General features: G+C 60.8%; 15 protein-coding genes and 1 pseudogene. 12 read left to right on the top strand and 4 right to left on the bottom strand.

Going from position 1 to position 24880, the window contains the following annotated elements; genetic code table 11:
* Positions 1-79: 79 nt before the first annotated feature.
* The 4 genes and pseudogenes from C4J85_RS02265 to C4J85_RS02280 form a co-directional block, all read left to right on the top strand.
* A pseudogene (locus tag C4J85_RS02265) lies at positions 80-2086 on the top strand (type VI secretion system tip protein VgrG); the annotation flags it as partial.
* A 1945-nt stretch (positions 2087-4031) separates the two neighbouring features.
* Complete coding sequence (locus C4J85_RS02270) at positions 4032-4460, top strand: hypothetical protein (RefSeq protein ID WP_124408899.1); 429 nt, start codon at positions 4032-4034, stop codon at positions 4458-4460.
* A 107-nt stretch (positions 4461-4567) separates the two neighbouring features.
* On the top strand, positions 4568-5323 hold the full coding sequence (locus C4J85_RS02275) for a DUF4123 domain-containing protein (RefSeq protein ID WP_124408900.1): 756 nt from the start codon (positions 4568-4570) through the stop codon (positions 5321-5323).
* A gap of 33 nt (positions 5324-5356) precedes the next feature.
* Positions 5357-6193: a 23S rRNA (adenine(2030)-N(6))-methyltransferase RlmJ gene (locus C4J85_RS02280; RefSeq protein WP_124408901.1), complete on the top strand. Its 837-nt coding sequence runs from the start codon at positions 5357-5359 to the stop codon at positions 6191-6193.
* A 136-nt stretch (positions 6194-6329) separates the two neighbouring features.
* Here C4J85_RS02280 and msrA read toward each other — a convergent pair whose 3' ends face one another.
* From msrA to aceE, 4 genes are all read right to left on the bottom strand, one after another.
* Positions 6330-6977, bottom strand: coding sequence for a peptide-methionine (S)-S-oxide reductase MsrA (gene msrA / locus C4J85_RS02285; protein ID WP_124365575.1), 648 nt, complete (start codon positions 6975-6977; stop codon positions 6330-6332).
* A 72-nt stretch (positions 6978-7049) separates the two neighbouring features.
* Positions 7050-9743 carry a bifunctional diguanylate cyclase/phosphodiesterase gene (locus tag C4J85_RS02290; RefSeq protein WP_124408902.1) on the bottom strand — a complete coding sequence of 898 codons (2694 nt, stop codon included), beginning with the start codon at positions 9741-9743 and terminating at the stop codon, positions 7050-7052.
* 303 nt (positions 9744-10046) lie between these two features.
* Positions 10047-11687, bottom strand: coding sequence for a dihydrolipoyllysine-residue acetyltransferase (gene aceF, locus C4J85_RS02295; RefSeq protein WP_124365577.1), 1641 nt, complete (start codon positions 11685-11687; stop codon positions 10047-10049).
* Between the two features lie 11 nt (positions 11688-11698).
* On the bottom strand, positions 11699-14344 hold the full coding sequence (gene aceE / locus C4J85_RS02300; protein WP_124365578.1) for a pyruvate dehydrogenase (acetyl-transferring), homodimeric type: 2646 nt from the start codon (positions 14342-14344) through the stop codon (positions 11699-11701).
* A 383-nt stretch (positions 14345-14727) separates the two neighbouring features.
* Between aceE and glnE the strand changes: the two genes are divergently transcribed.
* Genes glnE through C4J85_RS02340 form a run of 8 tightly spaced genes read left to right on the top strand, consistent with a single transcriptional unit; the run spans position 14728 to position 24680 of the window.
* Complete coding sequence (glnE, locus tag C4J85_RS02305; RefSeq protein ID WP_124408903.1) at positions 14728-17667, top strand: bifunctional [glutamate--ammonia ligase]-adenylyl-L-tyrosine phosphorylase/[glutamate--ammonia-ligase] adenylyltransferase; 2940 nt, start codon at positions 14728-14730, stop codon at positions 17665-17667.
* Positions 17668-17721: 54 nt separating this feature from the next.
* Positions 17722-18756, top strand: a complete 1035-nt coding sequence (waaF, locus tag C4J85_RS02310) for a lipopolysaccharide heptosyltransferase II (protein ID WP_124408904.1) — start codon at positions 17722-17724, stop codon at positions 18754-18756.
* A gap of 1 nt (position 18757) precedes the next feature.
* Positions 18758-19819: a lipopolysaccharide heptosyltransferase I gene (gene waaC, locus C4J85_RS02315; RefSeq protein ID WP_124408905.1), complete on the top strand. Its 1062-nt coding sequence runs from the start codon at positions 18758-18760 to the stop codon at positions 19817-19819.
* Positions 19819-20943 carry a glycosyltransferase family 4 protein gene (locus tag C4J85_RS02320; protein WP_124365582.1) on the top strand — a complete coding sequence of 375 codons (1125 nt, stop codon included), beginning with the start codon at positions 19819-19821 and terminating at the stop codon, positions 20941-20943. Before waaC ends, C4J85_RS02320 begins: the two co-directional genes overlap by 1 nt.
* Positions 20940-21746: a lipopolysaccharide core heptose(I) kinase RfaP gene (gene rfaP, locus C4J85_RS02325; RefSeq protein WP_124365583.1), complete on the top strand. Its 807-nt coding sequence runs from the start codon at positions 20940-20942 to the stop codon at positions 21744-21746. Before C4J85_RS02320 ends, rfaP begins: the two co-directional genes overlap by 4 nt.
* Positions 21746-22480, top strand: a complete 735-nt coding sequence (locus C4J85_RS02330; protein ID WP_124408906.1) for a lipopolysaccharide kinase InaA family protein — start codon at positions 21746-21748, stop codon at positions 22478-22480. The genes rfaP and C4J85_RS02330 overlap by 1 nt, the downstream gene beginning before the upstream one ends.
* Positions 22477-23229 (top strand): lipopolysaccharide kinase InaA family protein, encoded by a 753-nt coding sequence (locus tag C4J85_RS02335; protein ID WP_124402862.1) that lies wholly within the window; start codon positions 22477-22479, stop codon positions 23227-23229. Before C4J85_RS02330 ends, C4J85_RS02335 begins: the two co-directional genes overlap by 4 nt.
* Complete coding sequence (locus tag C4J85_RS02340; protein ID WP_124408907.1) at positions 23229-24680, top strand: lipopolysaccharide kinase InaA family protein; 1452 nt, start codon at positions 23229-23231, stop codon at positions 24678-24680. Before C4J85_RS02335 ends, C4J85_RS02340 begins: the two co-directional genes overlap by 1 nt.
* Positions 24681-24880 lie beyond the last annotated feature (200 nt).

Genomic DNA, 24880 nt, shown 5'->3' on the forward strand with positions numbered 1-24880 from the left:
TGATTTTCCTCGGGCCTGCTCAGCAGGTGGCAACAGTGGTGCAGAATCGGTCGCCTATTTTTTCGCAGAGAAACACCGGATGTTCGCTCCTGCCAATCAGACCGCGTTTACCCTGACCCTGGATGGGGTTGCCAGTGACCTCAGGGTCTACAGCTTCAAGGGTAAGGAAGCGCTCAGCCAACCCTATAGTTTTGACCTTGAGTTAGTCTGCGAGCAGCCTGACCTGGACCTTGAGAGCTTGCTGCATCGCCCGGCGTATCTCGGTTTCGATGATCAGGGCCATGGTGTGCATGGCCTGGTTTACCGGGTAGCACAGGGTGATTCCGGGCGGCGCCTCACGCGCTATCAGCTCAGCCTTGTGCCGCACTTGGCCTATCTGAAACACAGCGGCCACCAACGTATCTTCCAGCACAAGACGGTGCCGCAGATTGTGGCGCTGGTGTTGACGGGGCAGGGCATCCAGAGCGATCAATTCGAGTTTCGCCTGAGCGGTACTTACCCCGAACGCGAGTATTGCGTGCAGTTTGGTGAAACCGACCTGGCATTCGTTCAGCGCCTGTGTGCCGAGCAGGGCATTCACTATCACTTCCAACATTCGGCCTCACAGCACCTGCTGGTGTTTGGCGATGACCAGACCGTGTTCGCCCAGGCGCAGCAGCCAACCCCGTATATGCCCGGTTCCGGAATGGTCGCGCAGGGCCCGGCGATCAAGCGGTTTGCCGTGCAACTGGAAACGCGCACCACATCGGTGAACCTGCGCGATTACGATTTTCGTAAACCGCGCCTTGAGCTGGAAAGTGCAGCTACCGGCGAGCAACTTCCCACTCTTGAGCAGCAATTCTTCCCCGGCCATTTCAGCGAGCGTCCCCATGGTAAATACCTCGCACAGCGTGGGCTGGAGCGCCATCGCAGTGACTATCGGCTGGCGCATGGCTCGGGTGATGAGCCTGGGTTGGTCAGCGGCCGCTTCCTCAAACTGAGCGGGCATCCGCGTGAGGACTGGAATGGGTTGTGGTTGGTGACGCAAATCACCCATGAGGGTATGCAACCCCAGGTGTTGGAGGAGGCTGTCACAGACCTCGCCGGCGGGGATTTTCGTCAGGGCTATCGCAACACATTCATTGCCGCCCCATGGGATGTCATGTTTCGTCCCCCTTTGCCTGAACTACCCCGCCCAAGTGTGTCCGGCTATCAGAGCGCGGTGGTTACCGGGCCCGTCGACAGTGAAATTCACTGCGATGAATACGGCCGGGTGAAGGTGCAAATGGCCTGGGACCGCGCTGGCGAGCGGACAGATCAGTCCAGCTGCTGGCTGCGAGTCGCCAGTGGTTGGGCCCATGACCGTTATGGCACGGTGCTGATTCCCAGGGTCGGCATGGAAGTGCTGGTGGGCTTCATCAATGGCGACCCGGATATGCCGCTGGTGATGGGCTGCCTGCCCAATGCCGTGACATCGGTGCCCCTCGATCTGCCGGCGGACAAGACCCGCAGCATCTTTCGCAGCCAGAGCACGCCCGGCGGTGGCGGCTACAACGAGCTGCGCATCGAAGACCGCAAGGGCGCCGAAGAAATCTACCTGCGTGCCCAGCGTGATTGGACCCAGCATGTATTGCACGACCAGCAGGTGCAGGTTGATAACAGGCGTCGGGTGAAGGTCGGCGGGGAGTCGCACCATGAGTTGCACGGCGAAGAGCAGCGCATTACCCATGGCAACCGCCTGACCGAGCTCAAGCAGGATGATCATCTGATGGTCGGCGGCTCGCAGCAGATGCGGGCTGGCAGGACCATTCAGATTGGCGCCGGGCAGAGCATCGTCATCGATGCGGGGGCCAGCGTTACGATTCAGGCGGGAGGGCAGTCGATCACGCTGTCGGCGGGCGGGATTTTCAGCAGTGTGCCAATCCAGCTTGGCGGCGTGGCGGCTTCGGCGGCGGCGCCATTGCTACCAGGCGTGAAGGAAAAATTACTGGCGGTGATTCCCGCACCGCTCAGCCGCGTGCAGGCGGCCAGCCTGAAACGCAGCGCGCCATTTTGTGAGGAGTGCGAGCGCTGCAAGAATGGGCAGTGTGACCTCGCTCAACACGCCAAAAAGGCTTCGGGTGTCGCTCCCGCTTCGGGTAAAACCTCAGGCGTCGAGCCGGGGTTCCATATCGTGCAGCGTGCAATGTCCAGGGATGTGTTGGAGAAGTCCTTGTTCGAATCGCCCAGTGCAATCGTCCTGGAACGTTTTCGCAGCCTTAATCCACAACTCACGCAATACGCCAGGCCGGGGCAAATGCTCGTACTCAGCGACCCGCTCAACAGCCAGTGCACTCGTGAAGAAGCGCTGCTGATGGAGGCGGCACAGGAAGTGAATGCTGCGCTGAAGCCTATGAGTGATGACGAGGCGGCGTTTATGGTTGAGAACCATGAAGTGATTGGTGCGTTTTTGGCAGATAGTTCGATGGCGGTAGGGGTTGGGTCAAGCATGGTGGCAAGTCATTTAAAGCGGACCAGCTCTGTCCTTGGAGATCTTGAAAAGCTGCATGTCAAAACCTTCCAGGCTCAGGGTAATTTGCAAGGCGCGGAATTTTTCGCTAAGCGTCAGACGCTGTTAACTCAACTGGATAATAGTCTCGGGCCTCTTGTGCGAAAAGGTGTTGGCATTACTGATCACCCAAAGCTCAAAAGCGCATTAGGGATCTCCAGCCGTAGCTTGGTTCATCATTGGAGCAAAGCGGGTGTGTCAGGAGGGATTCCCGGGTATGCGACGCATATTCAGGGAGTCGCGCGGGCCAGTCAGTACATGAAAATTGGTGGTTTTGTGGGTATTGGGGTCGGGGGGGCAGTGTCGGCATTGAAGGTGAAGGAAACCTGTCGAGTTGGAAGTTCTGCGGAGTGTAAGAAAGTGAAACTTACGGAGGCTGGGAGCTTTTTAGCCTCGGTTGGAGGCAGCGGAGCGGGTGCGTATGTGGGGGCGCTTGGGGCCGCTCCTGTATGTATTGCAATAGGTGCAGGAACGTTTGGCGTTGGCGGTTTGGTTTGCGGCGTGGTGGTTGTGGGAGGCGCAACAGCAGTAGGCGGAAGTGCTGGTGCTGCCCTGGGAGCAAAGTTGGGTGAGATTGTATATGAGGGGATAAAATAAGTATGGAGGAGGCCAGGATTTTATATTCGTATTGTCTAGTTTTTGCAGCTGTATGGGTTGTTCTAGTTTTAGTAGGGCAGGTGTATTTTTCATATAGTAAAGTCGATGAAATATTACAGTGTTTGAGTGCTTCAAAATTAGTCTCTTGCCGTAAACTTTTTATCGATTCGGATTTTTTCAGCAGAACATTTTTTGTGAATACTGTCGCAGGAATGTTTGTCTTTCAGAGATTGCATATTAAGGATGGCGCTGTAACTCGTGATGAGTTGGATAGAGTCCCTCGCCGGTTAATGTGGGAGTTAAGGCTGTGGGGGTTTTTTTTGATGGGGATGGGAGGGTACGCTCTTGGTTTATGGGGTATAGGTAAATATATGGGTTGGCTTGATTAGATATTTTTTAAGTACGGTTATCAGTAGATCATCCGAAACTGAAAAGTGTAATGGGGATCTCCAGTCGCAATCTTGTTCATCATTGGAGCAAAGTGGGCGTTTCAGGAGGAATTCCCGGGTACGCGACGCACATACAGGGTGTTGCACGGGCGAGCCAATACATGAAGGTTGGTGATTTCGTAGGGATCGGGTTAGGGGCATCGGCTTCAGCGTTGAAGGTGAAGGAAACGTGTCGCGTTGGAACGGCTACGGAGTGTGAAAAAGTTAAATTCCCGGAAGGCGGGAAGTTTACAGGGGAGGTCGTTGACGGCGCCGTAGGGGGCGCTTTAGGTATCGCAAGCGCAGGGTTTGTTTGTGCTGCTATTGGGGTTGGCACCTTAGGTGTCGGAGGGCTTATTTGCGGCTTTGTAGTTGTTGGGGCCGCTACGGCGAGCGTAAGTGCATTGTCTGGCAATAGGGGCGAAAAATTCAGCGAGAAAATTTATGAGGTAGTACGTTAACTTGTGAATGGTGATGGCATGTTTAGTTTTGTTGTCTCAATTTTATCTTTTGAAGACGCAAGAAATATTCACCAGTATTTAATGTTTTCATGTTTTTTATCGTTTTTGATTGCTGGTGTGCGGGCGTTGTATCTTTCTTGTTTCAAGATTGAAAAAATACGGAACAGCTTAAAGCGTAGTTGGCGGATTGTAAGTTCGGGCGAAAGTATTGGTTGGGACCCTGTCAGTGGATCCTGGGCAATAAGAGATGTGATCGGTGCTTTCGCCTTTCCCGCACAATCCATAAAACGCGGACGACTGAGTGCTGAGGACTACGCTGAACTTCCGAAGATGCTCAAAGTTATTTTGAGAGGCCTAGGCTTATGTTCAGTGGTCTCCTTCCTGTGTATTTTTATTTTACTTGTGATAGGCGATATTGTCGGGTGGGAGGAGGTTGATTGGTTTTAGAGTGGGCGAGAGATTCTAAGACGTAATTGTTGGTACTTTGTTTGCCGCGGCAATTCTTTTGAAGAACAAGTTATTGCTTGCATCTTACTTCGATCGGGATGTATCTAATGCAGAATCAGTTGTTACCAAAAACCTGGTTAACCCATTGCCCCCTTCAGACGATTGAAAATGCCTTCGTCATTCTCAATAACGCCAGCGACGCAAAGCCAGTCGATGTCTGGCGAAGCATAGCCACCGGCATGCCGCCACAACCCATATGGGCAGGCACCGCCTACGCCGAATGGACTGAGGTAATGCCTTACGTTGCCATCATCGAAGCGGACAACCCATTCCTCGACTGGGTAGCAACCACCGAATCAACGGATTGGGGTTGGCTGGCGGTGTCTTCCAGCCCGCTGGAAGCAGTGGTCGCGCACCTGCAAAGTTTGACTAAGGTGTTTTTTCCCGATGGGCAGGCAGTATTTTTGCGCTTCTGGGACGGGGTTCAGTTTCTTCCGATTGTGCAACAGTTGGGTGATGAGGCAGGGAAGGTGCTGCCGGTGTTCCAGCGGTATCTGATCAATGGCCAGCCACTGACGGTTGCAGCTGGCCCGGTCACTGCCGCCAAAGCCAGCCAATGGTGGCGCGTGCCTGCGGCGCTGCTGGAGCAACTGGCAGAGCAGTCGCCGCAAACCCTGATCGACAACCTGCTGCAATGGCTTGAAGAACAACGTCCGGATCTATACACGGCCTTTACGCCTGCGACCTTGCAGCACAAGGTCACCTACTTCGCGCGTGGGGAAGATATCAGCCATGCAGCGCTGGTCGACTACCTGGCCCTGGAGCACCGCCCGCCATGCGGCCCTGCACCTTTGCGCCGGTAGAAGGTAAACTTCGCCCCCTGCGCAGGAGCAACCATGAATTATCGTCACGCCTTTCACGCCGGCAACCACGCCGATGTCTTCAAACACCTGACCTTGACCCGCCTCATCGCCCTGATGTCGCGCAAGGAGCAGCCGTTCGCCTACCTCGATACCCACGCCGGCATCGGCCTGTACGACCTGCAGGGTGACCAGGCCAACCGCACCGGTGAATACCTGGAGGGCATCGCCCGCCTGTGGGGCGCAAACGACCTGCCGCCGCTCACCGCCGATTACATGCGCGTGCTCCACGAGATGAACCCGGATGGCCAGTTGCGCTACTACCCAGGTTCGCCGGAGCTGGCGCGGCGCCTGACGCGCCCTCAGGACCGCGTACTGCTCAACGAAAAGCACCCGGAAGACGGCCTGTTACTCAAGGACAACATGAAGGGTGATCGTCGGGTCAAGGTGCACCTTGGCGAAGGCTGGCACGTGCCGCGCGCCCTGTTGCCGGTGCCGGAAAAACGCGCGCTGATGCTGATCGATCCACCGTTTGAAAAGCTCGATGAAATGCAGCGTTGCGCGGCGTCTCTCAAGGAAGCCGTCAGCCGCATGCGCCAGACGGTCGCGGCGATCTGGTATCCGGTGAAAGACCCGCGCATGTTGCGCCGCTTCTACCAGGACCTGGCCGGCACCGGTGCGCCGAAACTGTTGCGCGTAGAGCTGCTGGTGCATCCGCTGGACACGCCCAACACCCTGACCGGCTCAGGCCTGGCAATTGCCAACCCGCCGTGGGGCCTGGAAGAGGAGCTGCGTGAATTGCTGCCGTGGCTGTCCAGGCAACTGGGCCAGACCCAGGGCGGCTGGCAGATGGATTGGCTCATCGCTGAATAGCTTTATCTCAAGCCAGACACAAAACCAGTGTGGGAGGGGGCTTGCCCCCGATATCGGAGTGTCAGTCAGTACATCTGTCACTGATACCCCGCAATCGGGGGCAAGCCCCTCCCACATTTTGAGCTGTGTTGCCCCTTTATATCGGGCAGGTCACGCCGGTGCCGCCGATGCCGCAATAACCCTGGGGATTCTTCGCCAGGTACTGCTGGTGATACGCCTCGGCGAAGTAAACCGTCGGTGCTTCGTCGATTTCGGTGGTGATCTCGCCCAGGCCGGCCTTGGTCAGCTCTTGCTGATAAGCCTGGGCACTGGCTTTGGCCGCCGCCAGTTGCTCCGGCGTGGTGGCATAGATCACCGAGCGGTATTGGCTGCCGATATCGTTGCCCTGGCGCATGCCCTGGGTCGGGTTGTGCAGTTCCCAGAACATCTTCAACAAGTCTTCGTATTTCACTTTGGCCTGGTCATACACCACTAGCACGACTTCGCTGTGGCCGGTCAGGCCTGAGCAGACTTCTTCGTAGGTCGGGTTCGGCGTGAAGCCGCCGGCGTAGCCGACCACGGTGCTGACCACGCCATCGCGCTCCCAGAATTTGCGTTCCGCGCCCCAGAAGCAGCCGAGGCCGAAGATCGCAAAACCGACGTCGTCGGTAAACGGGCCCAGCAGCGGGTTGCCGTTGACGAAGTGCGTTTGCGGCAGGTTCATCGGGGTTTCACGGCCAGGCAGGGCTTGTTCTTGAGTAGGCAGCACGTTTTTGTTCACCAGAATTTCCGAGCGCAAGACCATGATCAGTCCTCTCGTCAGGTTGATTAGCAGTAAATGGTCAGACAGCCAGTGTGCCCGAGTGTTACAGCGCTGTCAGGCGATTGGCCCGCGTGGGTAGCGTTTAAGCTTCTCCAGCAGCTCTGCGCCGGGGATTGGCCGGTCGAACAGGTAGCCCTGGCCCACGTCGCACCGATGCCGGCGCAGGAACGCCAATTGCGCGGCGGTCTCGATGCCTTCGGCCACCACCTTGAGCTTGAGGTTGTGGGCCATGGCGATGACCGCCGAGGTGATTTCCATGTCGTCCTGGTTATCCGGGATTTCGTGGATAAAGCTCCGGTCGATCTTAATGATGTCGATGGGGAATTTTTTCAAGTAGCTCAGCGACGAATAACCAGTACCGAAGTCGTCCATGGCCAGGGTCAGGCCAAAGCTCTTCAGTTGGTCCAGTTGCAGGCGCGTGTCTTCGGTAGCTTCCAGCAGCAGGCCTTCGGTCAGCTCCAGCTCCAGCAGATTGGCCGGCAGCTGTTCTTCCTTGAGAATCGTGGCGATCGAGGCCACCAGGTCCGGGTCGGAAAACTGTTTGGGCGACAGGTTGATCGCTACCTGCAGATTACCCAGGCCCGCCGCTGTCAACTGCCGACTCATGCGGCACGCCTGGCGCGCGATCCATTTGCCGATGGGGATGATCAAGCCGGTCTCTTCGGCCACGCTGATGAACTGGTCGGGGCGGATCATGCCCTTTTCAGGATGGTTCCAGCGCAACAGCGCTTCCATACCTAACAGGCGGCCACTGCGCAGGCACAGCTTGGGCTGGTAGAACACATCCAGCTCGTTCTGGGTCAGGGCGCGGCGCAGGTTGTTTTCCACGAACAGTTTGTAGCTCGCTTCGGCATTCAGGGCTTCGGTAAACACCTGCACCTGGTGTTTGCCGTTGGCCTTGGCCTTGTGCAGGGCCAAACCGGCGTTGCGCATCAGGGTCTGCGGGTCGCGGCCGTGCAGCGGTGCGCAGGCCAGGCCTACGGAGCCGGTCACGCTGATCAATTGGTTGTCGACGAACATCGGCTTGTCGAGGGTGGCCAGCAACTGGCTGGCGACCTGCTGGCCGGTCTCCAGGTCGGCATCATCGAGCAGCACCGCAAACTCGTTACTGGCAAAGCGCGCCAGGCTGCCGCCGCTGCTCAGGCTGTTGCGTAGACGACGGGCCAGGCTGATCAGCAGCTTGTCCCCGGTCTGGTGCCCGAGGCTGTCGTTGATGCGCTTGAAGTTGTCGATGTCCACCAGCAGCAGGCTGATCGGGCTGTCGCTGTCGCGGGCAAAGCGCTCGTCGAGGTTGCGGATGAAGGCCGGGCGGTTGCCCAGGTTGGTCAGGTTGTCGGTATAGGCCAGGCGTTCGATGCGCTGTTGCGCCAGCTTGGTCTGGGTGATGTCTTCGTAGATGCCGATGTAGTGGGTCAACTCGCGGTTGTCGCCATACACCTTGGAGATCGACAGCTGGCCCCAGTAGGGTTCGAGGTTTTTGCGTCGGCTTTTGAATTCTCCTTGCCAACTGTTGCTCTTGGCCAGGCTCGACGGCGCATCGAACAGCAACTCGCTGAGATTCTCCAGGGCCGGCAACTGCGCCAGGCGGTGGCCGTGCACCTCTTCGGCGCTGTATTGGGTGATCGCGGTAAAACTTGGGTTGACGTACTCCACCACGCCATCGCAATTGACCAGCAGAAAGGCGTTGGCACTTTGTTCCACGGCACGCTGGAACAGGTGCAGGGCGCTGGTGGCGGTGCGGCGGTTGTGGTTGTTGATGACCTGGGCGAACTGGTCCGCCAGCTCGCCGGCAAAGGCGATTTCATCGGACTGCCAGGCACGCGAACTGCCGCTTTGCTCCAGGCACAGCACGCCGACGACCTGGCCATCCACCCGGATGCTCGCGTCGAGCATGGCGTGGATATCCTTGGCGAACAGGCTTTCGGCCATTTCCCGGGTGCGCGGGTCGCGCAGGGCATTGGTGGCATCGATCGCGCGGCTGCTGTGCAGGGCTTCGAGGTAATCGGGGAAGCAACTGGCGTCAATCGCTTCAGGCACATGGTATTGCTGATCGGCGCGGTGATAGGCCGAAATCGGCACCAGGCGCTGGCCTTCCAGGTTCCAGATACTGGCGCAATCGATCTGGTAGATGTCGCAGGCGCTGCGGGTGATCAGTTCGGCGGCTTCTTGCAGCGAATTGGGCGTGGTGTAGCGTTGGCGGGCCAGCAGCAGGATCAACTCCTGCTGGGCGCGTACCCGCTCCAGGTGCTGCAGCTGTTCCTGTTGCGCGCGCTGGTTGAGTTCCAGGGCGATTTGCAGGCGGCTGTTCTGATTTTCCAGGTCGGCGGTCGGCACCGTGGCGGGAATTTCGCTGAACAGGCCATCAACCACCATCAGGTAGCCGCGCAGCAGGTGGCGATTGTGTTGTTTGTAGGCCTCGCCCATTTCCAGCAGGCTCAGCGGGCCATCGTTGGTGTGCAGGGTGTAGCGCACCAGGTAGTGGGGGCTGAGGCTCAGTTGCTGCTGGATCGCGTCGTGCAGTTGATAGCGTGCCTGGGGTTCCATCAGGCTGGCGTACGGCGTGCCGATCAGGGCACAGAGCTCGACCGCCGACAGGCCGAATTGGCGCTCGCAATTGGGGTCGAGGTAGAGCAGCGCCCAGCTTGCCTCATTAAGCCGCTCGAAACGCAGCATACCGAGGCGCGAAGGCACCGGTAATTGCGTCACTACCTCGGCCGCCGTTCGGGCGACATCGGGTTGGCTTTTCATGGGGGAAACTCGCTTGGAAAAATGCGCACGGCGCCGGGCTCACGCCCTCTTTACTGTTGCCTGCGGCAAGGTTGCATCATGCGGCACGCACTGACAAGAGAGGATGAAGGCTAAGTGCTATAACCCTGTTATCGGCCGCCCAGGGGGTTTCTGCAGTCGAAGTGACGGAAGGTGTACAAGCCTGTCCTATGTATACAACAAACGGGCAAAAAAAGCCCCGCCAAGTGGCGGGGTTGAGGTACGAGCGTGGCGCTCGGAAATCGATGCGGCAAAGGCCTCCCGCCGAGGGGAGGCCGCTGCGGCTTACAGCAGGATGGTGCGGATGTCGTTCAGCAGTTGGCTCAGGCGCTGGGTGAAGCGCGCCGCCGCGGCGCCGTTGATCACGCGGTGATCGTAGGACAGCGACAGTGGCAGCATCAGCTTGGGCTGGAACGCTTTACCGTCCCAGACTGGCTGGATAGTTGCCTTGGACACACCCAGGATCGCCACTTCCGGCGCGTTGACGATTGGCGTGAAGCCAGTACCGCCAATGTGCCCGAGGCTGGAGATGGTGAAGCACGCGCCCTGCATGTCGTCCGGGGTGAGCTTCTTGTCGCGGGCCTTGGCGGCCAACGCAGCAGCCTCGGCAGCCAGTTGCAGCAGGCTCTTCTGGTCGACGTTTTTGATGACCGGTACCAGCAGGCCGTCAGGCGTGTCTACCGCAAAGCCGATGTGCACGTACTTCTTGCGAATGATCGCCTTGCCGCTTGGCGCCAGCGAGCTGTTGAAGTCCGGCAGTTCCTTGAGCAGATGCGCACAGGCCTTGAGCAGCAGAGGCAACACGGTCAGTTTCACGCCGGCCTTCTCGGCCACGGCTTTCTGCGCAACGCGGAAAGCTTCCAGGTCGGTGATATCGGCCTGGTCGAACTGAGTCACGTGCGGGATGTTCAGCCAGCTCGCGTGCAGACCTGCCGCGCCGATTTGCATCAGGCGGGTCATCGGCACTTCTTCGATTTCGCCGAAACGGCTGAAATCGACGGTGCGGATCGGCGGAATGCCCGAACCACCGGTAGCGCCGCCGGCAGCTGGCGCTTCCTTGGCTTTCTGCATCATGGCCTTGACGTAGGCCTGCACGTCTTCCTTCAGCACACGACCGTGAGGGCCGCTGGCCGCGACGGCGCCCAGCTCCACGCCGAATTCACGGGCCAGCTGACGCACGGCAGGGCCGGCGTGAACCTTGGCTCCGCTTGGCGCAGGTGCGGCGGCAGGAGCCGGTGCAGCTTCGGCTTTTGCAGCCGGAGCAGGAGCAGCAGCGGCCGGAGCCGCTTCAGCCTTGGCCGCAGCTGGAGCAGCAGCCGGTGCCGGAGCAGCAGGCGCAGCGCCTTGTACTTTCAGCTTGAGGATGAAATCGCCAGTGCCGACTTCGTCTTCCAGCTTGACCCCGATGCTTTCCACCACGCCGGCAGCCGGCGATGGGATCTCCATGGAGGCCTTGTCGGACTCCAGGGTGATCAGCGACTGGTCGGCTTCGACGGTGTCGCCGACCTTGACCAGCAGCTCGATGATCTTGGCCTTGCCCGACGAGCCGATGTCCGGAACGTGGATGTCCTGGACGGTGGCGGCGGCAGGTGCGGCGGCCGGGGCTGGAGCAGCCTCGGCAGCAGCAGGCTTTTCAGCAGCCGGCGCAGGTGCAGCGGCAGCAGGAGCCGCCGCAGGGGCCGCATCAGCGGCACCTTCGATTTCCAGCTCCAGCAGTTCGTCGCCTTCTTTCAGGCGGTCGCCCAGCTTCACTTTCAGGCTTTTGACCACGCCGGCCTTGGGAGCAGGAATTTCCATGCTCGCCTTGTCCGACTCCAGGGTCAGGATGCTCTGGTCGGCTTCGACGGTGTCGCCAACCTTCACAAACAGCTCGATTACTTCACCTTCACCGCTGCCGATGTCAGGTACGCGAATGAGTTCGCTCACAAAAAATCTCCTCAGCAGTCCAGTGGGTTGCGTTTTTCCGGGTTGATCCCGAACTTGACGATGGCGTCAGCCACCACCTTGGGTTCGATCTCACCACGGTCAGCCAAGGCTTCCAGGGCTGCCAACACCACGAAGTGACGGTCGACTTCGAAGAAGTGACGCAGCTTCTTGCGGCTGTCACTGCGGCCGAAACCGTCGGTGCCCAGGACTTTGAATTCCTTGGACGGGACCCACTGGCGAATTTGTTCAGCAAACAGTTTCATGTAGTCGGTAGAGGCGATGACTGGACCCTTACGGCCGGCCAGGCACTCTTCGACGTAGCTCAGTGCAGGCTTCTGGCCCGGGTGCAGGCGGTTGCTGCGCTCCACGGCCAGGCCGTCGCGACGCAGTTCGTTGAAGCTGGTAACGCTCCACACGTCGGCGCCGACGTTGAACTCGTCACGCAGGATCTTCGCCGCTTCACGCACTTCGCGCAGGATGGTGCCGGAGCCCATCAGCTGTACGTGGTGCGCCGCTTCCTTGGTGTCTTCTTCGAGCAGGTACATGCCCTTGATGATGCCTTCTTCCACGCCAGCCGGCATGGCGGGCTGCTGGTAGGACTCGTTCATCACGGTGATGTAGTAGAAAACGTCCTGCTGCTCTTCGGTCATCTTCTTCATGCCGTCCTGGATGATCACCGCCAGCTCATAGCCGTAGGTTGGATCAAAGGTGCGGCAGTTCGGAATGGTGGCAGCCAGGATGTGGCTGTGACCGTCTTCGTGTTGCAGGCCTTCGCCGTTGAGCGTGGTACGCCCGGCGGTACCGCCGATCAGGAAGCCACGGGTACGGCTGTCGCCTGCGGCCCAAGCCAGGTCGCCAATGCGCTGGAAGCCGAACATCGAGTAGAAGATGTAGAACGGCAGCATCGGCTGGTTGTGGCTGGAGTACGAAGTACCGGCAGCGATGAAGGAGCTCATGGCGCCCGCTTCGTTGATGCCTTCTTCGAGGATCTGGCCCTTCTTGTCTTCCTTGTAGAACATCACCTGGTCTTTATCGACTGGCTCGTAGAGCTGGCCGACGGAGGAGTAGATGCCCAACTGACGGAACATGCCTTCCATACCGAAGGTACGGGCCTCGTCCGGGATAATCGGCACGATACGCGAGCCGATTTCCTTGTCCTTGACCAGTTGCGCGAGGATCCGCACGAAGGCCATGGTGGTGGAGATTTCGCGGTCGCCCGAGCCGTCCAGGATAGCCTTGAGGGTATCGAGTGGCGGCGTCGGGATGCTCATGCTCTTGGCGCGGCGTTGCGGCACGAAACCGCCCAGTGCAGTGCGACGCTCGCTGAGGTAGCGGGCTTCGGCGCTGTTCGGCTCAGGCTTGAAGAACGGCAGGTTCTCCAGCTCTTCGTCCTTGACCGGGATGTCGAAGCGGTCGCGGAACAGCTTCAGGCTGTCAACGTCGACTTTCTTGGTGTTGTGCGCGGTGTTTTTCGCTTCGCCGGCACCGGTGCCATAACCCTTGATGGTCTTGGCCAGGATGACGGTCGGTTGCTCTTTGTGGTTGACCGCTTCGTGGTACGCCGCGTAGACCTTGTACGGGTCGTGGCCGCCACGGTTGAGTTTCCAGATCTCGTCGTCGGACAGGTCGGCAACCATCGCCTTGAGTTCAGGCGTGTTGAAGAAGTGCTCACGCACGAACGCGCCGTCTTTGGCCTTGTAGTTCTGGTACTCGCCGTCGATGACTTCGTCCATGCGGCGTTGCAGGATACCGTCGACGTCCTTGGCCAGCAGTGGGTCCCAGAAACGGCCCCAGATGACTTTGGTCACGTTCCAATGCGCACCGCGGAACACGCCTTCGAGTTCCTGGATGATCTTGCCGTTACCGCGAACCGGGCCGTCGAGGCGTTGCAGGTTGCAGTTGATGACGAAGATCAGGTTGTCCAGCTTCTCGCGGCCGGCCAGGGAGATGGCGCCCAGGGATTCCGGCTCGTCGCACTCGCCGTCGCCCAGGAAGCACCAGACTTTCTGCTTGCCTTCGGGAATGAAGCCACGGGCTTCCAGGTACTTCATGAAACGTGCCTGGTAGATCGCCTGGATCGGGCCCAGGCCCATGGATACCGTCGGGAACTGCCAGAAATCAGGCATCAGCCAAGGGTGCGGGTAGGACGACAGGCCCTGACCGTCGACTTCCTGGCGGAAGTTGTTCATTTGCTCTTCGGTGATGCGACCTTCCATGAACGCACGGGCGTAGACGCCTGGCGAGGTGTGGCCCTGGAAGTAGATCAGGTCGCCGCCGTGTTCGTCGGTCGGGGCCTGGAAGAAGTAGTTGAAGCCGATGTCATACAGGGTTGCGCTGGAGGCGAAGCTGGAGATGTGACCGCCCAGGTCCGAATCCTTCAAGTTCGTGCGCATTACCATCGCCATGGCGTTCCAACGTACCAGCGAGCGAATGCGGCGTTCCATGAACAGGTCGCCAGGCATGCGTGCTTCGTGGGTAACGGGGATGGTGTTGCGGTATGGCGTGGTGATGGCGTAAGGCAATTGCGAGCCGCTGCGGGTCGCGAGTTCGCCCATACGGGTCATCAGGTAGTGAGCACGGTCTTCGCCTTCTTTGTCGAGAACCGATTCCAGGGCGTCCAGCCATTCCTGGGTTTCGACGGGATCGAGGTCTTGCATGGCTTGCTCCAGGGCGGAAAGGCTACCAGAATCGGTTGCCTGAAGTTTGCGACTGGCCTTGTGGGCAGACGACATAAATTCTTGGATGGCCGAAGGTTGCTTCGGCGTCCTGTAGTTTTACTACAAATCGTCGGCCATTTCAGCCTTTCGAATGTATATACGAGTAGTAAAACTACACAAGACTGAGCGTATGGCTCGGTCTGGCTGGTGAGCATAATCGTTATTGTTGGTCTATTGCGAACAAGAAAAGGTGAAAGTTTGATGTTGCCTGCCAAGATTAATTTAATTTCAGCTATTTCTAACTTTTGTTCGACAGTCCTTCATCGAGCATGGCTCCTGCGTTCACAACTACACGCCATTTACACGCCGATCAAGGATAGACCATGAGCCTCCCAACGCTGGCCGAACTGCCGGCCATTCTCTTGCCTTACGCCAGCCGGGCCGAGCAGTCATTTCGTGACGCGGTGGCCGCGCTGGATGACGATCATGGCCTTTCTGGCTGGACGCCGCAACGGTGGGCCGAGTTCGCGCGGGTGTGCGCCGCCAGTGATTTTGTCATTGAACAGAGCGTGCGTGACCCTTTGATGTTGCTTGAGTTGGTGGCCTGGGGCGAGCTGGACCGGGGGTTTGCGCCGGGTGAGCTGTGCGGGCAGATTGCCGGTGCCGTGCAACAGGCCGAAACAGAAGACGAACTCGGCCGTGTGCTGCGGCGCCAGCGTACGCGCCAGCAGGTGCGCATCATCTGGCGCGACCTGACCCGCCAGGCGGATCTGGTGCAAACCTGCCGCGACCTCTCCGACATGGCCGACGCCTGCATCGACCAGGCCTACCAATGGCTGTACCAGCGCCATTGTGTGCAGTTCGGCACGCCAACCGGGCGGCGCAGCGGCGAAGCGCAGCACATGGTCATCCTTGGCATGGGCAAGCTCGGGGCGGTGGAGCTGAACCTGTCGTCGGATATCGACCTGATCTTCGCCTACCCAGAAGGCGGCGAGACGGTGGGGGTCAAGCGCTCCCTGGATAACCAGGAGTTTTTCATTCGACTTGGTCAGAAATTGATCAAGGCCCTCGACCCGATGACGGTCGACGGTTTCGTGTTCCGCGTCGACATGCGCCTGCGCCCCTACGGTTCGGCCGGCGCGCTGGTACTGAGCTTCAATGCGCTGGAGCAGTACTACCAGGACCAGGGCCGTGATTGGGAGCGTTACGCCATGATCAAGGCCCGCGTCGTCGCCGGTGACCAACTGGCCGGCGCGCAGTTGCTCGACATGCTGCGCCCGTTCGTCTATCGCCGTTACCTGGACTTCTCGGCCATCGAAGCGCTGCGCACCATGAAGCAGCTGATCCAGCAGGAAGTAAGGCGCAAAGGCATGGCCGAGAATATCAAGCTGGGTTCGGGCGGTATTCGTGAGGTGGAATTTATCGCCCAGGCGTTCCAGCTGATCCACGGTGGCCGCGATCTCAGCCTGCAGCAACGTCCGCTATTGAATGTGCTGGGCACCCTGGAGGGCCAGGGTTACTTGCCGGCCGCCGTGATCAGTGAGTTGCGCAATGGCTACGAGTTTTTGCGCTACACCGAACACGCGATCCAGGCGATCGCCGACCGCCAGACCCAGATGCTCCCGGACAGCCCGGAAGACCAGGCGCGTATTGCCTTCATGCTCGGTTTTGCCGACTGGACCGCGTTCCACGAACGCCTGATGTATTGGCGTGGGCGGGTGGATTGGCACTTCCGCCAGGTGATTGCCGACCCTGATGAAGAAGAGGGCGAAGAAAGCGAGCTGGTCGTCGGCGGGGAATGGTTGCCGCTGTGGGAAGAATCCCAGGATGACGACGCCGCCTGCCGCCAGTTGAGCGAAGGCGGCTTCACCGATGCGCCCAAGGCCCTCAAGGCCCTGGCTGGCTTGCGCGGCAGTCCGCAGCTGCGCGCCATGCAGCGCCTCGGTCGCGAACGGCTGGACGCGTTTATTCCGCGCCTGCTGGCCCAGGCTGTCGAGCACGCCAACCCGGACCTGGTATTGGAGCGCGTATTGCCGCTGGTCGAGGCGGTCGCCCGGCGTTCCGCTTACCTGGTGCTGCTCACTGAAAACCCCGACGCCCTGCGCCGTCTGCTGACGCTGTGCGCTGCGAGCCCGTGGATCGCCGAGCAGATCACCCGTTTCCCGCTGTTGCTCGATGAACTGCTCAACGAAGGGCGACTGTTCAAGCCGCCGTTGGCGCCGGAGCTGGCCGCCGAATTGCGCGAGCGCCTTACGCGTATCCCTGAAGACGACCTCGAGCAGCAGATGGAAGCCCTGCGCCATTTCAAGCTGGCGCACCGCCTGCGGGTGGCCGCGTCGGAAATCGCCGGCAGCCTGCCATTGATGAAGGTCAGCGACTACCTCACCTGGCTGGCCGAAGCCATCCTCGAACAGGTGCTGGCGCTGGCCTGGCGCCAGACCGTTGCCCGCCACGGCTCGCCGCAACGGCTGGACGGCAGCCTGTGCGATCCTGGCTTCATCATTGTCGGTTATGGGAAAGTCGGCGGTATCGAATTGGGGCATGGTTCGGACCTGGACCTGGTGTTTATCCACGACGGCGACCCCCAGGCCGAGACTGACGGCGCCAAGCCGATCGACGGTGCGCAGTTCTTCACGCGCCTGGGCCAGCGCATCATTCACTTGCTGACCACCCAGACCAACTCCGGCCAACTGTATGAGGTGGACATGCGCCTGCGGCCTTCAGGTGCGTCCGGGTTGTTGGTGAGCTCACTGGGCGCGTTCGACCGCTATCAACAAAATGAAGCCTGGACCTGGGAGCATCAGGCGCTGATACGCGCGCGGGTGTTGGTCGGCAGCCAGGATGTGGGCCAGGCCTTCGAGCAGGTCCGCGCCAAGGTATTGGGGCGTGAACGGGACTTGGCGAAGCTGCGCCAGGAGGTCAGCGAGATGCGCGCCAAGATGCGTGACAACCTGGGGACCCGGAGCACAGCGGCCGGTATGGGCGCCAATGCCTTCGAAGCCACGGCGCTGTTCGACCTCAAGCAGGACGCCGGAGGTATCGTCGATATTGAATTTATGGTGCAATACGCCGCTTTGGCGTGGTCTGCGCAACATCCATCGTTGCTGCGCTACACCGACAATATCCGCATTCTGGAAGGCCTGGAGCAGGTCGGGCTGATGCCCGCCGCCGATGCCCATTTGTTGCGCGAGGTGTATAAGGCGTACCGCTCCGCCGCGCACCGCCAAGCCTTGCAGAACGAGGCGGGCACGGTGGCCGGGGACCAATTTGCAGACGAGCGGCGCCAGGTGATGCGAATCTGGCAGGCGCTCGGTTTGAGCTGAAACACTATTAGGGCGGGGAGGCATAAGCCTCCCCGCATCGTTTGTGGAAACTACATGAATATTCTGATCGTTGGGCCCAGTTGGGTCGGTGACATGGTGATGGCACAGACACTGTTCCAGTGCCTGCGGCTGCGCTATCCGGACTGCCAGATCGACGTGCTCGCCCCTGAGTGGAGCCGGCCGATCCTTGAGCGCATGCCTCAGGTGCGCAAGGCCTTGAGCTTTCCGCTCGGCCATGGCGCGCTGGAACTGGCGACCCGTCGGCGCATCGGCAAAGCCATGGGCGGCCAGTACGACCAGGCGATCCTGTTGCCCAACTCGCTGAAGTCGGCGCTGGTGCCGTTTTTTGCCGGCATTCCCAAGCGTACCGGCTGGCGCGGCGAGTTTCGCTATGTGCTGCTTAACGATGTACGCACCCTGGACAAAGCGCGCTACCCGTTGATGATCGAGCGTTTCATGGCCCTGGCCTACGAACCCGGCGCCGAGCTGCCCACGCCGTATCCGCGCCCCAGCTTGCAGATCGACCCGCTGACCCGCGATGCGGCGCTGGCCAAGTTCGGCCTGGCGCTGGACCGCCCGGTATTGGCCTTGTGCCCGGGCGCCGAGTTCGGCGAGTCCAAGCGCTGGCCGTCGGAACACTACGCCAAGGTCGCCGAGACCAAGATCCGCGAAGGCTGGCAAGTGTGGCTGTTTGGCTCCAAAAACGATCATGCGGTGGGTGAGGATATTCGCCAGCGCCTGATTCCGGGCCTGCGCGAAGAGGCGGTGAACCTCAGTGGCGAGACGTCCCTGGCCGAGGCCATCGACTTGCTGTCGTGCGCCGACGCGGTGGTGTCCAACGACTCCGGCCTGATGCACGTCGCCGCTGCGCTGAATCGCCCGTTGGTGGCGGTGTACGGCTCTACGTCCCCTGGGTTCACTCCGCCCTTGGCCGACCAGGTCGAAGTGGTGCGCCTGGGCCTGGATTGCAGCCCCTGTTTTGAGCGCACCTGCCGTTTCGGCCACTACAACTGCCTGCGCCAATTGCTGCCGCGGCCGGTAACCGATGCCTTGCAGCGGTTGCAGGGCGACGTGGTCGAGGTTCACTGAGTTGCGGGTACTGGTAATCAAGACCTCATCCCTGGGCGACGTGATCCACGCCTTGCCGGCACTCACCGACGCGGCGCGGGCGATCCCCGGTATCCGTTTCGATTGGGTGGTGGAAGAAGGCTTTGCCGAAATTCCGACCTGGCACCCCGCGGTGGACAAGGTGATCCCGGTGGCGATTCGTCGCTGGCGCAAGAACCTCTGGCAAACCATCAAGAGCGGCGAATGGCGGCGTTTCAAACAGGCCGTGCAGTCGACCAAGTACGACCTGGTGATCGATGCCCAGGGCCTGCTCAAAAGCGCCTGGCTGACCCGCTACGTGCGGGCGCCGGTCGCCGGCTTCGATAAAACCTCGGCCCGCGAGCCCCTCGCGGCGCGTTTTTATTCCCGACGCCTGGCCGTGGCCCGTGGGCAACATGCGGTGGAGCGGTTGCGCCAATTGTTTGCCGTGGCGCTGGGCTATGACCTGCCCAAGGGCCTGGGCGACTACGGCTTGAGCGTCGAGGAACTGCTTGGACTGCCGCCGAAGAAACCCTTCGTGCTGCTGCTGCACGGCACCACCTGGGACACCAAGCACTGGCCCGAAGCCTACTGGCGCGAACTGGCCGAACGCATGGCCCGCCTGGGCGTGGACGTGAAGTTGCCGTGGGGCAACGCCGCCGAAAAAGCCCGCGCCGAGCGCCTGGCCCAGGGCTTGCCCAACGCCGAAGTGCTGCCAAAACTGAACCTGGCGGGCGTGGCCCGTGTATTGGCCAGTGCGCGCGCCTGTGTGGCGGTGGATACCGGCCTCGGCCACTTGGCGGCGGCGCTGGATGTGCCGACCATTTCGCTGTTCGGGCCGACCAACCCGGGCCTCACCGGCGCCTACGGCAAAGGCCAGGTCCACTTGGCCAGCGACTGGCCGTGTGCGCCGTGCCTGCAAAAGCACTGCACCTACCAACCCACCGCCGATGACCTGCGGCGGTTCGACATCACGCGCGAGTCGCCCCTGTGCTTCACGCGCCTGAATCCTGAGCGCGTAGCAAGCCGACTGAGCGCGTTGTTACTGGCTGAGGAGCAGCACTGATGCAACTGGCTTTCGTACTGTACAAATACTTTCCCTTCGGTGGCCTGCAGCGCGACTTCATGCGCATCGCCCTGGAGTGCCAGCAGCGTGGCCATCAGATTCGTGTCTATACGCTGATCTGGGAAGGCGATATCCCGCCCGGCTTCGAAGTGCTGGTGGCGCCGGTCAAGGCGCTGGTCAACCATCGCCGCAACGAAAAGCTCTACGCCTGGATCCAGGCCGACCTGGCCAGGCGCCCGGTGGACCGCGTGGTGGGCTTCAACAAGATGCCGGGGCTGGACCTGTACTTCGCCGCCGACGGCGTGTTCGAAGACAAGGCCCAGACGCTGCGCAACCCGATGTACCGCTGGTTCGGGCGCTACAAGCACTTTGCCGAATACGAGCGTGCGGTGTTCGACAAGAACGCCAGGACCCAGATCATGGTGCTGTCCGAGCATCAACAGCAACTGTTCAGCCAGTATTACGGCACCCAGCCCGAGCGGTTCCACCTGCTGCCGCCGGGTATCGCCCGTGACCGGCGCGCGCCGCCGAACGCTGCCGACATCCGCGCTGAGTTTCGCCGTGAGTTCGGCCTGGCCGAGGATGACTTGCTGCTGGTACAGATCGGTTCGGGCTTCAAGACCAAGGGCGTCGACCGCAGCCTCAAGGCCGTCGCCGCATTGCCGTCCAAGCTGAAGAAACGCACCCGCCTGTTTGTAATCGGCCAGGACGACCCCAAAGTCTTCCAATTGCAGAGCGCCGCGCTGGGCCTGGGCGACCAGGTGCGGTTCTTCAAAGGCCGCAACGATATCCCGCGGTTCCTGCTCGGGGCGGACCTGTTGATTCACCCTGCCTACAACGAGGCGGCCGGCATGGTGCTGGTCGAAGCGGTGGTCGCCGGCCTCCCGGTACTGGTGAGCCGGGTCTGCGGCTACGCGTTCTACATCGACAAGGCCCAGAGCGGCCGGGTGTTGGACGAGCCGTTCGAACAGGCCCAGCTCAACCAGTACCTGGTGGATATGCTCGAAGATCCACACGCGCGCGCGACCTGGAGTCGCAATGGTCTGGCCTTCGCCGAGACGGCCGACCTTTTTAGCATGCCGCAGTACGCTGCGGACCTGATTCTGGCGGAGCCAAACCGATGAAGTTGATTCTTGCCGAACCGTTCAACACCCTCTGGGCCGGACGCGATGCGTTCGCCGAGGTCGAGAAGCTGCAAGGCCAGGTGTTCCGCGAGCTGGCCGCTCGCCGTACGTTGCGTACGGTGGTGCAGGGCCAACCCTATTTCGTGAAGATCCACCGTGGCATCGGCTGGGGCGAAATCCTCAAGAACCTGGTCACCGCCAAATTGCCGGTGCTGGGGGCGGGGCAGGAGTGGCTGGCGATCCAACGCTTGCAGGAACTGGGCGTGCCGACCATGACGGCAGTGGCCTTTGGCGAAAAAGGCAGCAACCCGGCCGACCAGCATTCGTTCATCATCACGCAAGAGCTGACGCCGATCATCAGCCTGGAAGACCTGACCCTTGATTGGGTCAAGCAACCGCCGGTGCCGGCGATCAAGCACGCCTTGACCGTCGAGTTGGCGAACACCGTCGGGGCGATGCACCGGGGCGGCGTCAATCATCGCGATTGCTACCTCTGCCACTTCCTGCTGCACACCGACCGGCCCATTGCGGTCGACACCCTCAAGCTGTCGGTGATCGACCTGCACCGCGCCCAGGTGCGTGCGACGATCCCCATGCGCTGGCGCAACAAAGACCTGGCCGGGCTGTATTACTCTGCCCTGGAAATCGGCCTGACCCAGCGCGACAAGCTGCGCTTTCTCAAGCATTACTTTCAGCAGCCGCTGCGCCAGATCTTCGCCGAGCAAACCGCGTTGTTACGCGAACTGGAGCGCATGGCCGCCAAGCTCTATGCGCGCAAGCAGCGCTACGGGGATGCGCTCTGATGGCGGGTTGGAATCTGGAACCTGCCTACGCCGCCCTCGCGGACGACTTCGGAAGCCTGGAAGCGGTGTTTGCCCTGCAAGGCGAGCGCCTGACCCGCGACCCACTGTCGGAAGTGATTCGGGTGGAGCGCGGCGGGGTCAATTATTACGTCAAGCGCTATGTCGGGGCTGGCAAAGGCCTGCGCCGCTACCTGGGCAAGCCGCGGGTGAAGTCCGAGTGGCAGAACCTCAAGCGCTTTGCCAAGTGGGGCATTCCCACCGCCGAGGTCATCGCCTGGGGCCTGCAACGTAGCGGATTGGCCTACGACCGTGGCGCGATGATCACCCGCGAACTGCCCAAGACCGAAGACCTGTCGGCGTTGGCAGAGCGCAACGATGCGCGCCTCAAAGACCCCACGTGGGTCGATGCGATCAGCCGCCAGCTCGCCGAATACACGCGCACCATGCACGATCACCGCTTTACTCATAACGACTTGAAGTGGCGCAACCTGCTGGTCGACGACCAGCGCACCCTGTACCTGATCGACTGCCCCAACGGCGATTTCTGGCGCGGCTTCTGGCTCAAGTACCGCATTACCAAAGACCTGGCCTGCCTGGACAAGGTCGCCAAGTATCATCTGTCGGCCACCCAGCGCCTGCGTTTCTACATGCAATACCGCCAACGCACGCACCTGAAGACGTCGGACAAACAACGAATTCGCCATGTGGTGAAGTTTTTCGAGGGACGTGAATGAGTGACTTCCTGGCGGCCGAAGACCGCGCTCTGCTTGAGCGCAACGGCCTGGCTAGCTTCGACGCGCTGTGGGCCCGGCAACTGGACGCGGTGGACGAGCCGAACACCAGCGGCGACGGCTGGAGCAGCGTGTATCGCCTGGAGCTTGAAGGTCAGGGTTACTACCTCAAGCGCCAGAGCAACTACCTGACGCGCACCTTGCACCGGCCGTTTGGCGAACCGAGTTTCGCCCGCGAGTTTCGCAATATCAGCCTGTACCGAAAGCTGGGTATCCCGGCCTTGCAGGCAGCCTTTTTTGGCGAGCGCAAGGTTGCAGGCGAGCGCCGTGCGATGCTGCTCACCCGCGCGCTGGACGGCTGGAACGACCTGGACTCGTTGCTGGAACAATGGACGCAACTGAGCGACGCCCAGCAGCACGCGATCCTGCTGGCCTGCGGCAAGCTTGCGCGGCATTTGCACAGCGTGGGCCAGGTGCACGGCTGCTTTTACCCCAAGCATATTTTCCTGCAGGCGCGTGGCGACAGCTATGCCGCGCAACTGATCGACCTGGAAAAAACCCGCCCGCTGCTGTTCGGCTGGCGTGACCGGGTCAAGGACCTGGAACCGCTGCTGCGCCGTGCACCGCAGTGGACAGACGCCCAGGTGCGACAGCTGTTGGCGGCTTACCTTGAGCAGCCCGAAGACAGCGCATTGGTGTCTACCTGGCACCAGCGCCTGACGGCGCGCCGCAGCCACAAGGAGAACCGCTGATGCGTTTGTCCGAGCTGAAAAGTGTCGGCCGTACACCCCGCCTGCCGCTGACCCTCGATCTGGCGGATGCGGCAGGTCCGGGGCAACTGCAACTGCTCAGCCTGTTGCGGGTATTGCCGGGGCAGCGCTACGTCGGCGCCGCCGTGTGGCGCGGTCGCCCGGTGCTGGCCAAGTTATTGGTGGGCAGCAAGGCGGCGCGACATTTTCAACGTGAGCTCAGCGGTGTGCGACTGTTGGCCGAGCAAGGCTTGACCACGCCGCTGTTGCTCGCCGACGGCTTGCAGGAAGGCGAGGGGGGCTGGCTGCTGTTCGAGTTTCTCGAAGGCGCCCACAGCCTGGCCGACGCCTGGCTCGCTGTCGAAGGCTTGCCGCCCTTGGCCGACGAACAAACCGCCGTGCTCGCCGAAGCGCTGGGCGCGATTGCGCAGATGCATGCCCAAGGGCTGTGGCAGGAAGACCTGCACCTGGACAACCTGCTGCGCCAAGACGGCAAACTGTATTTGATCGATGGTGCCGGCATTCGTGTCGAAGAGGCGGGCAAGCCGCTGTCGCGCAATCGGGTGCTGGAAAACCTCGGGGTGTTCTTTGCCCAGTTGCCGAAAAACCTCGAGCCGTTTACCGAAGAATTGCTGGTGTACTACCTGCTGGCCAACGGCGAACATGCCTTGCCCCTGGAAGCGCTCGAAAAGCAGGTGCGCAAAGTCAGCGCCTGGCGCTTGAAAGACTATCTGAACAAGGTCGGTCGCGACTGCACGCTGTTCAGCGTGGTGCGCGGGGCCTTCGGCCTGCGCGCGATTCGGCGTGAAGAAGAGGCGGCCATGCTGCCCGTGCTGGAGCAGGCCGATGCGCTGCTCGACCAGGGCCATCTGTACAAGACCGGCGGCGCGGCAAGCGTGGCCAAGGTCGAAGTGGCCGGCCGGCCCCTGGTGATCAAACGCTACAACATCAAGGGTTTCGCCCACTGGCTCAAACGCTTCTGGCGCCCCAGCCGTGCCTGGCATTCCTGGCGCGAAGGCAATCGCCTGGCATTCCTTGGCATCGCCACGCCCAAGCCGCTGGCGGTGTTGGAGAAGCGCTTTTTCTGGTTGCGCAGCCGTGCGTATCTGGTCACTGAATACCTGCCTGGACCCGACATTATCGAGCGTTTTGCACCCTATGTTGAAAACGGCGATGCGCCTCAAGATGAGCTGCTGGCGCTGGACCGGTTGTTCGCCGAGTTGATCCGCGAGCGCATCAGCCATGGAGACTTCAAAGGCCACAACCTGTTCTGGAGTGAAGACCGCTGGGCGATGATCGATCTCGACGCCATGTGCCAGCACCACTCCGCTGCCAGCTTCGCTGGGGCGTATGCCAAGGATCGTGCGCGGTTCATGCGTAATTGGCCGCAGGGCAGTGCGTTGTATCAGGTGATTGATCAGCGTTTGCCTAAAGAGGTCAGCGCCGCCGGTTGAAGCGGGCCTTCGGCCCTATCGGGGGCAAGCCCCCTCCCACATTTGACTGTATTTACACATTTGAAGAGGTGAGCACAGTCAGTGTGGGAGGGGGCTTGCCCCCGATGGGCATAGGTATCTACACAACTTTGGCACGGCCCTGAACCTGTGATTGCTCGGGAGCCGAAACCTCTCTAACTGATGCCCCGCGACCTAAATGT

The organism is Pseudomonas sp. R4-34-07 (assembly GCF_003852375.1).
Taxonomy (GTDB): domain Bacteria; phylum Pseudomonadota; class Gammaproteobacteria; order Pseudomonadales; family Pseudomonadaceae; genus Aquipseudomonas.